Genomic DNA, 12437 nt, shown 5'->3' with positions numbered 1-12437 from the left:
TCCTCGGTGGTTTCAGAAGACCAGGTTGAAGACGACCCCGGCGAGCACGCCGCCGATCAGCGGTCCGGCGACCGGGATCCACGCGTAACCCCAGTCCGAGGTCCCCTTGTTCGGGATCGGCAGCACCGCGTGGGCGATCCGCGGCCCGAGGTCGCGGGCCGGGTTGATCGCGTACCCGGTGGGCCCGCCGAGCGACAGACCGATACCGACGACCAGGAACGACACCAGCAGCACGGAGATGCCGGACCCGTAGATCCCGGCGTCGAGCCCCGGGATCTGACCGATGCCGATGCCGTTGTTCCGGCCGAAGGCGAGGATCGGCAGCACGAGCGCGACGGTCGCGATGACCTCCGTCGTCAGGTTGGCCACGGGATTGCGGATCTCGGGCGCTGTGGAGAAGATCCCCAGAGTAGGCGTCGCGTGCTGGGCGTCCGCGTTCGCCGCGAACTGGGCGTAGTACGTCAGCCAGGCCAGCACCGCGCCGACGAAGGCGCCGACCATCTGCCCGGACACGTACACCGGGACCTTGTCCCATGCGCCGGTGTCGACGGCGACGCCGACCGTGACGGCCGGATTGAGGTGTCCGCCGGACAGCGGCGCGGCCGTGTACGCGCCGGCCAGCACCGCGAAGCCCCAGCCGAAGGCGATGACCACCCAGCCGGCGGCTCTCGCCTTGGAGAAGCGGAGGGTGACGGCGGCGCAGACGCCGGCGCCGAACAGAATGAGGATCGCTGTTCCTATGGTCTCGCCGAGGAAGATGTCTCCGTTGCTCATGGCGGCTCCAGAGGGGAACGGTTCCATGACGGGGAAGCGAGACGGCAGTCTTCAGCGGTCCTGAGAGACCGTCAAGGGATGTGACAACAGCCCCAGTTCAGACGGTCCGCAGTGGACACCAGGGACCGGAAGGTCAACCGGCCGGAGTCACCGCACCGCCACCACTGCCGACCCGTGCCCGAACAGCCCCTGGTTCGCGGTCATCCCCACGCGCGCCCCCGCCACCTGCCGCTCACCGGCCGCACCCCGCAGCTGCCAGGTCAGCTCGCAGACCTGGGCGATCGCCTGCGCCGGAACCGCCTCCCCGAACGACGCGAGCCCGCCGCTCACGTTGACCGGAATCCGCCCGCCGAGAGCCGTCGCCCCTTCCCGTACGAGCTTCGCCCCCTCACCCGCCCCGCACAGCCCGAGGTCCTCGTACCACTCCAGCTCCAGCGCCGTGGACAGGTCGTACACCTCGGCCAGCGACAGGTCCTCGGGCCCGATCCCCGCCTCCTCGTACGCGGCCTTCGCGATCGAAGCGCGGAAGCTGTGCGCCCCTGGGGCGACGGCGACGGCCGAGTCCGTGGCGATGTCGGGCAGATCGAGCACGGTCTTCGGGTACACGGGCGTGACGGTCGACACCGCACGGATCCGCACCGGGTCCGGCCGCCCGTGCCGCCGGGCGAACTCCATGCTGGACAGCACCAGCGCCGCGCCGCCGTCGGACGTCGCGCAGATGTCGAGCAGCCGCAGCGGATCGGCGACCACCGCGGAGGCCGCCACCTCCTCGGCGGTCACCGGCTTGCGGTACCGCGCCCGCGGATTGAGCGCGCCGGCCGCCGCGTTCTTCACCTTGACCTGCGCGAAGTCCTCGACCGTGTCACCGTGCAGGGCCATCCGGCGCCGGGCGTACAGCGCGAAGTACGCGGGATTCGTCGCCCCCAGGATCCGGAACCGCAACCAGTCCGGATCGTCCGGCCGGTCCCCGCCCGCCGGGGCGAAGAAGCCCTTGGGCGCGGCGTCCGCCCCCACCACGAGGACCACGTCCGCGAGCCCCGCCAGGATCTGTGCCCGCGCCGCGCCGATCGCCTGCGCACCGGAGGCACAGGCCGCGTACACGCTGGTGACCCGCGCCCCCTGCCAGCCGAGAGCCTGGGCGAACGTGGCACCCGCGACGTACCCCGGGTACCCGCCCCGTACGGTGTCCGCCCCGACGATCGCGCCGACGTCCCGCCACTCCAGCCCCGCGTCGGCCAGCGCCTCGCCCGCGGCGACCCTCCCGTACGAGACGAAACTCCGCCCCCACTTCCCCCAGGGATGCATGCCCGCACCGAGGACGGCGACATCGGTCATCGCCCCTCCTCCCCACCGACGGGCCGCCAGTGCCAGGTGGTCCAGACGCACGAGTCGTCCTCATTGAGCACCCCGGGCACCAGCTCGACCTCGGCCCCGACCGGCAGATCCGCCACCGTCGCCCCCGGCACGGCCTGGCCGAGCACGACGAGGGCCTCCGCGGCGAGCTCGACGGCAACCAGGGTGTACGGCTCCCACGGCACGTCCGGATCCGACACGTAAGGCGCAGGCGGCCGGTACCGCCCATCCGTACACGACCACACCCGCCCCCTCCGCGACAGCGGCACCTCCACGAGCGTGCCGCCGGAACAGCCGGGATTCCTGCACCAGTCGTCCTCCCGAGGAAAGAAGACCGAGGAACAAGCCGAGCAACGCGTCCCGAGAAGCCGAAACGGGACCTCGCCGTCCCCGGTGAACCACCCGCTCACCACCGGTCTCCGCACAGCTGCCACGACGCCCCACCCCTCCACATCTGACGAACCGTCAGGAGTCTTGCACGAATCCGAAAACCTGAGAACCACGGAGACGAGATCGGCGTCGTAGAGGACGTACGACACGACGGCCGTCCGGAACCCACGGGGGTGGTCCCGGACGGCCGTCGTCCTCCCTGCATGTCAGTGCCCGGCCACGGACCGCCGCGCCACCGGAAAGTCGAAGAAGGTGCTCGGGAACGGCTCCGGCTTGAAGGTGAAGTGCCACCACTCCTCGGGCAGATTGACGAACCCCTGCGCGCCCAGCGTGGACTTCAGCAACTGCCGGTTGGCCCGCTGCTCGCCCTGGATCCGCGGATCATCGGTGTGCGACAACGTGTCGAAACAGTCATACCCCGTCCCCATGTCCACTGAATTGTCCGGAAACCGCTCGTCCCGGGGTGCATAACAAGGCGCGAGCACCTCACCGGGCACATACGGGCGGGTAGGGGCAGCCGGCAGCCGAACGACCGTCAGATCGACGGTCGACCCCCGACTGTGCCCGGACTTCTCGGCGATGTACCCGTCCGCGAACAGCCTCGACTTGTCGACATGCGGATAGAACTCGGCCTTCATCCGCTCGTCCGCCAGGTCCTTGGCCCAGCGCACGAAGTGGTCGACGGCCCGCTGCGGCCGGTAGCAGTCGTACACCTTCAGCGAGTACCCCTGCGCCCGCAGCACGGTCTGCGCACGCCCCAGCGCCTCGGCGGCAGGCCGAGTGAGGATGCACAGCGGCTGCCGGTAGCCGTCGACAGGCTCGCCGACGAAATTGTGAGCGGTGGTGTAGCGCATCTCCTGGATGATGGTCCGGTCGACCGAGCTCAACGCCACGAACTCCTGCGGCGCCTTGGGCTCCGGCTTCGCCTGTGCCGAGGGAACGGCGGCGGTGGCGAGCAGAGTGGCGGCGGCGAACACACCGAGGGCACGGAAAGCGGAAGCAAGTCCTGTCATGTGCACCCGTCTATCAGTCAGCAGCCCCACGGGAAAAGACCATTGACTACGGTCGGCTCGTGACTGACAAGACGAACTCCCACTGCTCGTACTGCGGTTCCGCCTACCCCGCCGACGCGAGCTGGCCCCGCACCTGCGACGCCTGCGGCGGAACGACGTACCGCAACCCGCTCCCGGTGGCGGTGACCCTGCTCCCCGCGCGGCACTCCGCCGGCACGGGCCTCGTCGTGATCACCCGCACCATCGAACCGGCCCGCGGCCGCGTCGCCCTGCCGGGCGGCTTCATCGACCACGGGGAGGACTGGCGGGACGCGATCGTCCGCGAGCTCCACGAGGAGACAGGCATCGAGGCGCCCGCCACCGACGTCCGCCTGGCAGACGCCCTGAGCTCCACGGACCACCTCCTCCTCTTCGGCCTCCTCCCGACCCGCGAGGCAGTGACCCTCCCGCCCCCGACCCCCACCGACGAGACGACGGGCTGGCACCTCCTCACCGAGCCGACGGACCTCGGCTTCCCCCTCCACACGACGGCGGCCCGCCGCTGGTTCGCGGGCGCGTACGCCTGAGACGGACGGGAGTGGGGGACGTTCCGGGGCGCGTGTTCGGGACGTAAAGCGTGATGCGTGGCGCAGGAGAAACGCTCAGAACCGAGGCGACCCGAACGCGCCGTAAATCATGCAGTCCCGAACGCGCGCCCCGGAACGTCCCCCACGCACCACCCACCTCACCGGCCGACCCACCCCCTGACCCGCACCGGAAGGTCAAGCACCCCCTCCACCCCCGCCTCGGTCACCCGCTCCACCACCACACAGCCGTCCACCAGACGAGTGGAGTACCGCTCGATCGACGCCCCCTCCCACCCGTCCCCCCGATCCCGCACGACGAGCCCCCCACCGGTACGCCCCGCCGCCGGCGCCCAGACCTCCAGCGCCAGCCCCCCGTCCTCCCCCCGGACCGGCAGCACCGAGCCCGCCCGCGCCAGAACCGGAATCCGGGACACCGGCGCATCGAGCAGCACCTGCCCCGGCCCCTCGTACACCCGCTCCGTAGCCGTGTCGTACCACCGCCCCCGCGGCAACCGCACCGCCCGCCGATCCGCACCACCCGTCAGCACCGGCGCCACCAGCAGCGCATCGCCCAGCAGAAACGCGTCCTCGCAGTCCCGCAGGGCCCGGTCCTCCGGCGCACCCCACCACATCGGCCGCACATACGGCGCACCGGTCAGCCGCGCCAGCTGCGCCAGCGTCACGAAGTACGGCCGCAGCCGCTCCCGCTCGACGACCGCCGCCCGCGCGTGCTCCAGAACCTCCGCCCCGAACTCCCACGGCTCCCGCCGCCCCGCGTCGATCGCCGCATGCGTCCGGAACAGCGGCAGCCACGCCCCCAGCTGGAACCACCGCAGGAACAGCTCCGGCGAGGGCGCCCCGTCGAACCCGCCGACGTCCGGTCCCGAGTACGGCACCCCGCACAGCCCGAGCCCCAGCACCAGCGACAACGAGGCCCGCAAACCCGGCCACCCGGTCGAGACGTCACCCGACCACGTCCCGCCGTACCGCTGCATCCCGGCCCATCCCGACCGTGTGAACAGGAACGGCCGCTCGTCGGGACGCAGCCGCCGCAGCCCCTCGTACCCGGCCCGCGCCATGGCGAGCCCGTACACGTTGTGCGCCTCGCGATGGTCCCCGCCCCTCCCCTCGAGCGCGTGCCGCGCAGACCGCGGCAGGGTCATGTCACCGAAGGGGGCGAAGGAGACCGGCTCGTTCATGTCGTGCCAGAACCCGGCGAACCCCTGCGCGAGCCGCTCCTCGTACAGCTCGCCCCACCACTTCCGCACCCCCGCGTCCGTGAAGTCCGGGTACGCGCACTCGCCCGGCCACACCACCCCCCGGACCTCCCGCCCTCGCGCGTCCCGCACGAACGCGTCCGCCGCGACCCCGGAGTCGTACACCGCGTTTCCCGGCTCCGCCTTCACGGCCGGGTCGACGATCGACACCAGCCGTACGCCCTGCTCCCGCAGCTCCGCCGCGAGCCCCGGCAGATCGGGGAACCGTTCCCGGTCCACGGTGAACACCCGGTGCTGGTCGTAGTGGTCGATGTCCAGATGAACCGCCGACAGCGGCAGCCCCCGCTCCCGGTACCCGGCCACCACCCGCCGCACCTCCCGCGCACTGCCGAACCCCCAGCGCGCGTGCTGCGGACCCAGCGCCCAGGCCGGCGGCAGCGCCGGCGCACCGGTCAGCGCCGCCCAGCCGTGCAGCACCCGCGCCGGCGTGCCCACGACCACCCAGCAGCGCAGCGGCCCGCCGCCCATCCGGACCTCGCTGCTCCCGGGCCGGTCATGACCGGAACCGGCCCCCTCCTCGCCCTCGGCAAGAGTGACCCGCCCTTCCCACGCGTTGTCGTGAAAGGCGAGATGCGTCCCCGCGTCCGAGACCACGAACTGCACCGGCATCGTGATGTACAGCGGGTCGTCCCCGGTCGAGAAACCGCCCTTGGGGTCCGTGTTCCACAGCTCGTACGTGCCGTCCCGCAGCCGCGGCCCCGACGCCCGCCCGCCCAGACCGAAGAACCGCGCGTCCGCCGGCACCTCGCTCCGCTGCACCCAGCGCGCCGGCCCACCCGCCACCGGCTCCCACCACCGCGGCGGCAGGTCCCGGCGCAGTAAAACGCCTCCCGGAGTGCGGATCTCCACCGCCCCGTGCCGGGACACCGCCACCGTCACGCGCTCCGACACCACGCGCCAGCCGCCGTCCTTGTCCGGTTCGAGGCGGGCCCGCGCGTCCGGCTCGGGCGGCTCGCCGGCCAGCGCGTACGAGGGCAGCGGCCCGGCGCCGTCCCAGCCCCAGAACACGGTGCCGCCCACCGAGACACTGATCCGCAGCTCGGACCGGGCGAACCGGACGATCCCGCCGCCCGGCAGAGGCTCCGCCTCGCCGACCGGCCCCGGCACCCGGGCCCGCTCCGCCCCCCGGGCCGGCAGCCCCCACGCGTCCGTCCGACGCCGCCGCAACGCCGACACAAACCCCTGCAGGCCCCGTACGGCGCCCGACACCTTCCCCGCACCCACGACCCGCACCGACTCCACCACCGACTGCCCCAACCGATGCCCACGCCCACCGTTCATGAAGGTCACCCTGCCATCCGGCAGAGCGCGGGAGAGGTTCGTTCAACTGCCGTTCACCCGTGGTGGGAGCACATATTCAGCTGCTCGACCATGGGTGGGGAGCCCTGGTGCGAAAGACGATCACATGGCATCGTCCCTGTCAGTCGTGTCACGCGCACACCCCAGCCCGTGCGCGCACCACGCAGACCCGCGTAGCAGCCAGGGAGCCGTACCCATGACGTCATCGCAGCAAGCGCAGCCGCCGCACTCCTCGCCGGCCGAGCCGCTGTGGCAGCCGGACCAGGACCGCATCGACTCGGCCGCGGTCACCCGCTTCCAGGCCTGGGCCGCCGAGCGCTTCGGCGCCCCCGCCGAGGGCGGCTACCCGGCCCTGCACGCGTGGTCCGTCGCCGAGCTGGAGACGTTCTGGCAGGCCGTGGCGGAGTGGTTCGACATCCGCTTCAGCGCCCCGTACGAGCGCGTCCTCGGCGACCGCTCGATGCCGGGGGCCGAGTGGTTCCCCGGCGCCACCCTCAACTACGCCGAGCACGCCCTGCGCACCGCCGAGGACCGCCCCCACGACACGGCGCTCCTCCATGTGGACGAGACACACGAGCCCGTCCCCGTGACCTGGGCCGAACTCCGCCGCCAGGTCGGCTCCCTCGCCGCCGAACTGCGCGCCCTCGGAGTCCGCCCCGGCGACCGCGTCAGCGCCTACGTGCCCAACGTCCCGCAGGCCACCGTCGCCCTCCTCGCCACCGCCGCCGTCGGCGCGGTGTGGACCTCCTGCGCCCCGGACTTCGGCGCGCGCAGCGTCCTCGACCGCTTCCAGCAGGTCGAGCCGGTCGTCCTGTTCGCCGTGGACGGCTACCGCTACGGCGGCAAGGAGCACGACCGCCGCGAGACCGTCGCCGAACTCCGCGCCGAGCTGCCCACGCTCCGGGCCGTCGTCCACATCCCGCTCCTCGGCACGGAGGCGCCGGAGGGCGCGCTGGAGTGGACGGACCTGGTGGCGGCCGACACGGAGCCGGTGTTCGAGCCGGTCCCGTTCGACCACCCGCTCTGGATCCTGTACTCCTCCGGCACGACCGGCCTGCCGAAGGCGATCGTGCAGTCCCAGGGCGGCATCCTGCTCGAGCACTACAAGCAGCTGGGCCTGCACTGCGACCTGGGCCCGGAGGACGTGTTCTTCTGGTACACCTCCACCGGCTGGATGATGTGGAACTTCCTCGTCTCCGGCCTCCTCACCGGCACGACGGTCGTCCTCTACGACGGCAGCCCCGGCTACCCCGACATCGCCGCGCAGTGGCGGATCGCCGAGCGCACCGGCGCGACGCTGTACGGCACCTCGGCGGCGTACGTGATGGCCTGCGCGAAGGCCGAGGCGCATCCCGGCCGGGACTTCGACCTGTCGCGCGTGAAGTGCGTGGCGACCACGGGCTCCCCGCTGCCGCCCGACGGCTTCCGCTGGCTGCACGACGAGGTCCGCGAGGACCTGTGGATCGCCTCCGTCAGCGGCGGCACGGACGTCTGCTCCTGCTTCGCGGGCGCGGTGCCCACGCTCCCGGTCCACATCGGCGAGCTCCAGGCGGCCTGCCTGGGCACGGACCTGCAGTCCTGGGACCCGGCCGGCAAGCCGCTGACCGGCGAGGTCGGCGAGCTGGTCGTCACCAACCCGATGCCGTCCATGCCGATCCGCTTCTGGAACGACCCCGACGGCGCCCGCTACCGGGACAGCTACTTCGACATGTACCCCGGTGTCTGGCGGCACGGCGACTGGATCACGATCACCGACCACGGCTCGGTCGTCATCCACGGCCGCTCCGACTCGACCCTGAACCGCCAGGGCGTCCGGATGGGCAGCGCCGACATCTACGAGGCGGTGGAACGCCTCCCGGAGATCCGCGAGTCCCTGGTCATCGGCCTGGAGGAACCGAACGGCGGCTACTGGATGCCGCTCTTCGTCCACCTCGCGGACGGTGCGACGCTGGACGAGCAGCTGATCGCCCGCATCAAGCAGACCCTCCGCACCGAACTCTCCCCGCGCCACGTCCCCGACGACATCATCCAGGTCGAGGCGATCCCGCACACTCTGACGGGCAAGCGCCTGGAGGTCCCGGTCAAGCGACTCCTGCAGGGCACCGCCCTGGAGAAGGCCGTCAACCCGGGCTCGGTCGACAACCCGTCCCTGCTCACCTTCTACACGCAGCTGAAGCGCGACGGGAGCTGAGCGCAGGCCTCCCTCGAACGGTCACTGTCAGTGCTCACGATTACGGTGAGTGAGCACTGATCGATCCGTGGCAGGGGGAGAAATGCGCAAGGGAACCGCGAAGAACGCAAAGAACACCAACACCACCGGGACAACCAAGGGCACCGAGGGCAACAAGGGCACCGCGCCCACTCGCAACGCCCACAGGCGCAGGGCGGCCAGGACCCGGCCGCCCTCGGCCCCGTCCCTCCGCCGCACCCTGCGGCGCGAAGTGGTCCGCACCCTCGGCGTCCTCGTCGACGCCGAGGACTTCGCGACCATGACCGACCGCTACCCGAGCTTCCCCTTCGACGACCACCCCACGTACCTCCACGAGGTGGAGCGCCTGCTCAAGGCCCTCGCCTCCCAGGGCGGCCACACGACCGTCGCCCTCTTCGACCCGGCGGACTACGAGGACTACTGCGCCGACACCGGCGCCGACCCCGACACTCCGGCCTCGCGCAGCCGCTACACCGCCGAACTCACCGCCACCGGCACCCACGTGGCCTACACCGGCCAGCCCCTGGGCGAACTGCTCCCGATCCTCGTCGACACCGCGGTCCGGCACGCCACCCACCAGTACGCCATGCTGCTCCTGGCCGACGCCGGGGCCTGCGCCGAGTGCGGCCAGGACATCGGCCGCGCCGCGCACACCCGGGCCGTCCACCTCCTGCGCCGGCTCCTCGACGCCGCCGGACCCGGAGTCCACCACCTCGTCTGCAGCATCCCGGCCCAGGAGGAGACGCTCCTCGCCGTGCTCCACACCGAGACGGGCCCCGCGCAGCCACCCCCGCTCGAACCCACGGGCCCGTGGACCGAGTTCCTCATGGTCCTCGCCGCCGGCATCGCCCTGCACGGCCCCGGAGGACTCGTCCTGCGCACCTCCCGCCCCGGCGCCCGCGACCGCCTGCACGGCTGGCGACTCGACGGGGGCAACCTGATCCCGCTCACCGAGGCAGAGGTCTTCAACGCCTACTGCACCGACGCCGACACCGGCGAACCCCTCGCCCCCGAACCCCACGTCGACTACCGCGCCGGCTTCGACATCACCCCCGACACCCCCTGGCCCGACCACCACTGACATGCGCGGGAGAAGACGACCGAGGGGCTCCCCGCCCACCGGGCGGGAAGCCCCTCGACACCGGGCCGCCGTACGACGACGGCCCGCCGGCTCACTCGCCGGACAGCACCGCCTGCGCCGCGCGCCGCGCCTCGTCGGCGGAGTCCGCCGCACGCGCCGCGGCCGCAGCCCGCTCGCACTGCGCCAGCGTGTACTTCGCCAGCGTCGCCCGCACATACGGGATCGACGCCGCACCCATCGACAAGGAGGTGACGCCCAGACCCGTCAGCACACACGCCAGCAGCGGATCCGCCGCGGCCTCACCGCAGACGCCACAGCTCTTGCCCTCGGCCCTCGCCGCCTCCGCGGACAGCGCCACGAGGTCGAGCAGGGCCGGCTGCCACGGGTCCTGCAGCCGCGACACCGCACCGACCTGCCGGTCGGCGGCGAAGGTGTACTGCGCGAGGTCGTTCGTGCCCAGCGACAGGAACTCGACCTCCTGCAGGATCGAACGCGCCCGCAGCGCGGCCGACGGGATCTCCACCATCGCACCGAACTTCGCCTGCAGCCCGGCCGCCCGGCAGGCGTCCGCGAACGCCTTCGCGTCCTGGCGGTCCGCCACCATCGGCGCCATGACCTCCAGGTACACCGGCAGCCCCTCGGCCGCCTTCGCCAGCGCGGTCAGCTGTGTCCGCAGCACCTCCGGGTGGTCCAGCAGCGTCCGCAGACCCCGCACGCCCAGCGCCGGGTTCGGCTCGTCCGCCGGAGTCAGGAAGTCCAGCGGCTTGTCCGCGCCCGCGTCGAGCACCCGCACGACCACCCGGCCCTCGGGGAACGCCTCCAGGACCTGCCGGTACGCCTCGTACTGCTTGTCCTCGGACGGCGCCTTCCGGCTGTCGTCCAGGAAGAGGAACTCGGTACGGAACAGGCCCACGCCCTCCGCACCCGCCTCGACCGCGGCCGGCACGTCCGCCGGACCGCCCACGTTCGCGAGCAGCGGCACCTTGTGCCCGTCCGACGTCGCACCCGGACCGCTCGACGCGGCCAGCGCGGCCTTGCGCTCCGCGGCCGCCTGCTCCAGCTCGGCCCGCTTCTCGGCGCTCGGCTCGACGAAGATGTCGCCCGTGCTGCCGTCCACCGCGATGACGATGCCCTCGGCCAGCTCGCCCGCACCCGGGAGCGCGACCACGGCCGGCACGCCGAGCGCCCGCGCGAGAATCGCGCTGTGACTGGTCGGCCCGCCCTCCTCGGTCACGAACCCGAGCACCAGCGTCGGGTCGAGCAGCGCCGTGTCGGCCGGAGCGAGGTCCCGCGCGATCAGCACGTACGGCTCGTCGCTGTCCGGCACACCCGGCATCGGCACGCCGAGGAGGCGCGCCACGATCCGGTTCCGCACATCGTCCAGGTCGGCCACCCGGCCGGCCATGTACTCGCCCGCACCCGCGAGCAGCTCGCGGTAGTGCGAGAAGGCGTCGTAGATACCGCGTTCCGCCGTGCTGCCCACGGCGACCCGGCGGTCGACATCCGCCATGAGCTCGGGGTCCTGGGCGATCATCGCCTGGGCCTCCAGCACATGCTGCGCCTCCCCGCCGGCCAGATTGCCGCGCGCCACCAGATCCGCGGCCACAGCGTCCACGGCCTGGCGGGCGCGCCCCTGCTCGCGCGGAGCCTCGTCCGCGGCAATCTGCTTGGCCGGCGGCTCGAGCACCGCCGTACCCATGTGCCGGACCTGGCCGATCGCCACCCCATGGCTGACGCCGACGCCTCGCAGCGTTGTCTCCATCTCACCCGTCTCCGATAGAGCGGCGGCACCGGGCCGCCGCGATGAATGTCGTACGCGCTCGCCCCAGGGGCGAGCCTGGCGTCACTTCCAGGAGAAGAGCGCGTCGCCGGACTTCACGTCGCCGTCCTCGACGACGCCGGAGAGAGAGTCGACCGTGGCCTCCAGAGCCACGACGGGGCTGATGGGGGACTTGCCCGCGGCCTCCACCTCGGCCGGGTTCCACCGGATCAGCGCCTGTCCGCGCTGCACGGTGTCCCCCTTGTTCACGAGGAGCTCGAAGCCCTGACCGTTCAGCTGGACGGTGTCGATCCCGAGGTGGGTGAGCACCCCGTGGCCCTGGTCGTCGACGACGACGAAGGCATGCGGGTGGAGCGAGACGACGATCCCGTCCACGGGGGCCACGGCCTCCGAGGGCTCGCGCACGGGATCGATGGCGGTACCGGGCCCGACCATCGCACCGGAGAAGACGGGGTCGGGCACTGCGGCGAGACCGATGGCGCGGCCGGCAAGTGGCGACGTCACGGATGTCATGGGAAGCCTCCCAGGGGCGGAGATGGTGTGGCGCCGTCACTGCCTGTCCCGGACGGCGTACTGAGCAGAAGCGTATGTCATGGGAAGTCCCGGTTCCCCATGAGGTGTACCGATTGGTACGGGTTCATGGACCTACGAACTTCCCGAAACGGTTTGCCTCCACTGGCGGTGGGATGTACTGT

10 protein-coding genes are annotated in these 12437 nt (G+C 72.2%); 3 read left to right on the top strand and 7 right to left on the bottom strand.

Annotated features, from left to right (window positions below; genetic code table 11):
* Positions 1-12 precede the first annotated feature (12 nt).
* The 4 genes from ABZO31_RS04395 to ABZO31_RS04380 all read right to left on the bottom strand — a co-directional run bounded on the left by ABZO31_RS04395 (position 13) and on the right by ABZO31_RS04380 (position 3530).
* A complete protein-coding gene (locus tag ABZO31_RS04395) occupies positions 13-774 on the bottom strand; it encodes an MIP/aquaporin family protein (RefSeq protein ID WP_406859616.1) in 762 nt (253 codons plus the stop codon).
* Positions 775-921: 147 nt separating this feature from the next.
* Positions 922-2109: a lipid-transfer protein gene (locus tag ABZO31_RS04390; protein ID WP_406859615.1), complete on the bottom strand. Its 1188-nt coding sequence runs from the start codon at positions 2107-2109 to the stop codon at positions 922-924.
* Positions 2106-2540, bottom strand: a complete 435-nt coding sequence (locus ABZO31_RS04385; RefSeq protein ID WP_406865251.1) for a Zn-ribbon domain-containing OB-fold protein — start codon at positions 2538-2540, stop codon at positions 2106-2108. The genes ABZO31_RS04390 and ABZO31_RS04385 overlap by 4 nt, the downstream gene beginning before the upstream one ends.
* A gap of 183 nt (positions 2541-2723) precedes the next feature.
* Positions 2724-3530 (bottom strand): M15 family metallopeptidase, encoded by an 807-nt coding sequence (locus tag ABZO31_RS04380; protein ID WP_406859614.1) that lies wholly within the window; start codon positions 3528-3530, stop codon positions 2724-2726.
* Between the two features lie 59 nt (positions 3531-3589).
* Between ABZO31_RS04380 and ABZO31_RS04375 the strand changes: the two genes are divergently transcribed.
* Positions 3590-4096, top strand: coding sequence for an NUDIX domain-containing protein (locus tag ABZO31_RS04375; RefSeq protein ID WP_406859613.1), 507 nt, complete (start codon positions 3590-3592; stop codon positions 4094-4096).
* A 158-nt stretch (positions 4097-4254) separates the two neighbouring features.
* Here ABZO31_RS04375 and ABZO31_RS04370 read toward each other — a convergent pair whose 3' ends face one another.
* Complete coding sequence (locus tag ABZO31_RS04370) at positions 4255-6654, bottom strand: TIM-barrel domain-containing protein (RefSeq protein WP_406859612.1); 2400 nt, start codon at positions 6652-6654, stop codon at positions 4255-4257.
* Positions 6655-6868: 214 nt separating this feature from the next.
* Here ABZO31_RS04370 and ABZO31_RS04365 point away from each other — a divergent pair, with 214 nt between their 5' ends.
* A complete protein-coding gene (locus ABZO31_RS04365) occupies positions 6869-8863 on the top strand; it encodes an acetoacetate--CoA ligase (RefSeq protein WP_406859611.1) in 1995 nt (664 codons plus the stop codon).
* Between the two features lie 82 nt (positions 8864-8945).
* Complete coding sequence (locus ABZO31_RS04360) at positions 8946-9962, top strand: hypothetical protein (protein ID WP_406859610.1); 1017 nt, start codon at positions 8946-8948, stop codon at positions 9960-9962.
* Positions 9963-10053: 91 nt separating this feature from the next.
* Here ABZO31_RS04360 and ptsP read toward each other — a convergent pair whose 3' ends face one another.
* Positions 10054-11724 carry a phosphoenolpyruvate--protein phosphotransferase gene (gene ptsP, locus ABZO31_RS04355; RefSeq protein ID WP_406859609.1) on the bottom strand — a complete coding sequence of 557 codons (1671 nt, stop codon included), beginning with the start codon at positions 11722-11724 and terminating at the stop codon, positions 10054-10056.
* A gap of 81 nt (positions 11725-11805) precedes the next feature.
* Positions 11806-12255, bottom strand: a complete 450-nt coding sequence (locus tag ABZO31_RS04350; protein ID WP_406859607.1) for a PTS sugar transporter subunit IIA — start codon at positions 12253-12255, stop codon at positions 11806-11808.
* Positions 12256-12437 lie beyond the last annotated feature (182 nt).

It is taken from the genome of Streptomyces solicamelliae, from assembly GCF_045348655.1.
Classification (GTDB): domain Bacteria; phylum Actinomycetota; class Actinomycetes; order Streptomycetales; family Streptomycetaceae; genus Streptomyces; species Streptomyces solicamelliae.
This window is presented reverse-complemented; position numbering and strand designations above follow the sequence as displayed.

Bases quoted from the DNA above. Each gene is read 5' to 3' on its own strand.
- ABZO31_RS04395 (WP_406859616.1), bottom strand. From the start codon at position 774: ATGAGCAACGGAGACATCTTCCTCGGCGAGACCATAGGAACAGCGATC.
- ABZO31_RS04390 (WP_406859615.1), bottom strand. From the start codon at position 2,109: ATGACCGATGTCGCCGTCCTCGGTGCGGGCATGCATCCCTGGGGGAAG.
- ABZO31_RS04380 (WP_406859614.1), bottom strand. From the start codon at position 3,530: ATGACAGGACTTGCTTCCGCTTTCCGTGCCCTCGGTGTGTTCGCCGCC.
- ABZO31_RS04370 (WP_406859612.1), bottom strand. From the start codon at position 6,654: ATGAACGGTGGGCGTGGGCATCGGTTGGGGCAGTCGGTGGTGGAGTCG.
- ABZO31_RS04365 (WP_406859611.1), top strand. From the start codon at position 6,869: ATGACGTCATCGCAGCAAGCGCAGCCGCCGCACTCCTCGCCGGCCGAG.
- ABZO31_RS04360 (WP_406859610.1), top strand. From the start codon at position 8,946: ATGCGCAAGGGAACCGCGAAGAACGCAAAGAACACCAACACCACCGGG.
- ptsP (WP_406859609.1), bottom strand. From the start codon at position 11,724: ATGGAGACAACGCTGCGAGGCGTCGGCGTCAGCCATGGGGTGGCGATC.
- ABZO31_RS04350 (WP_406859607.1), bottom strand. From the start codon at position 12,255: ATGACATCCGTGACGTCGCCACTTGCCGGCCGCGCCATCGGTCTCGCC.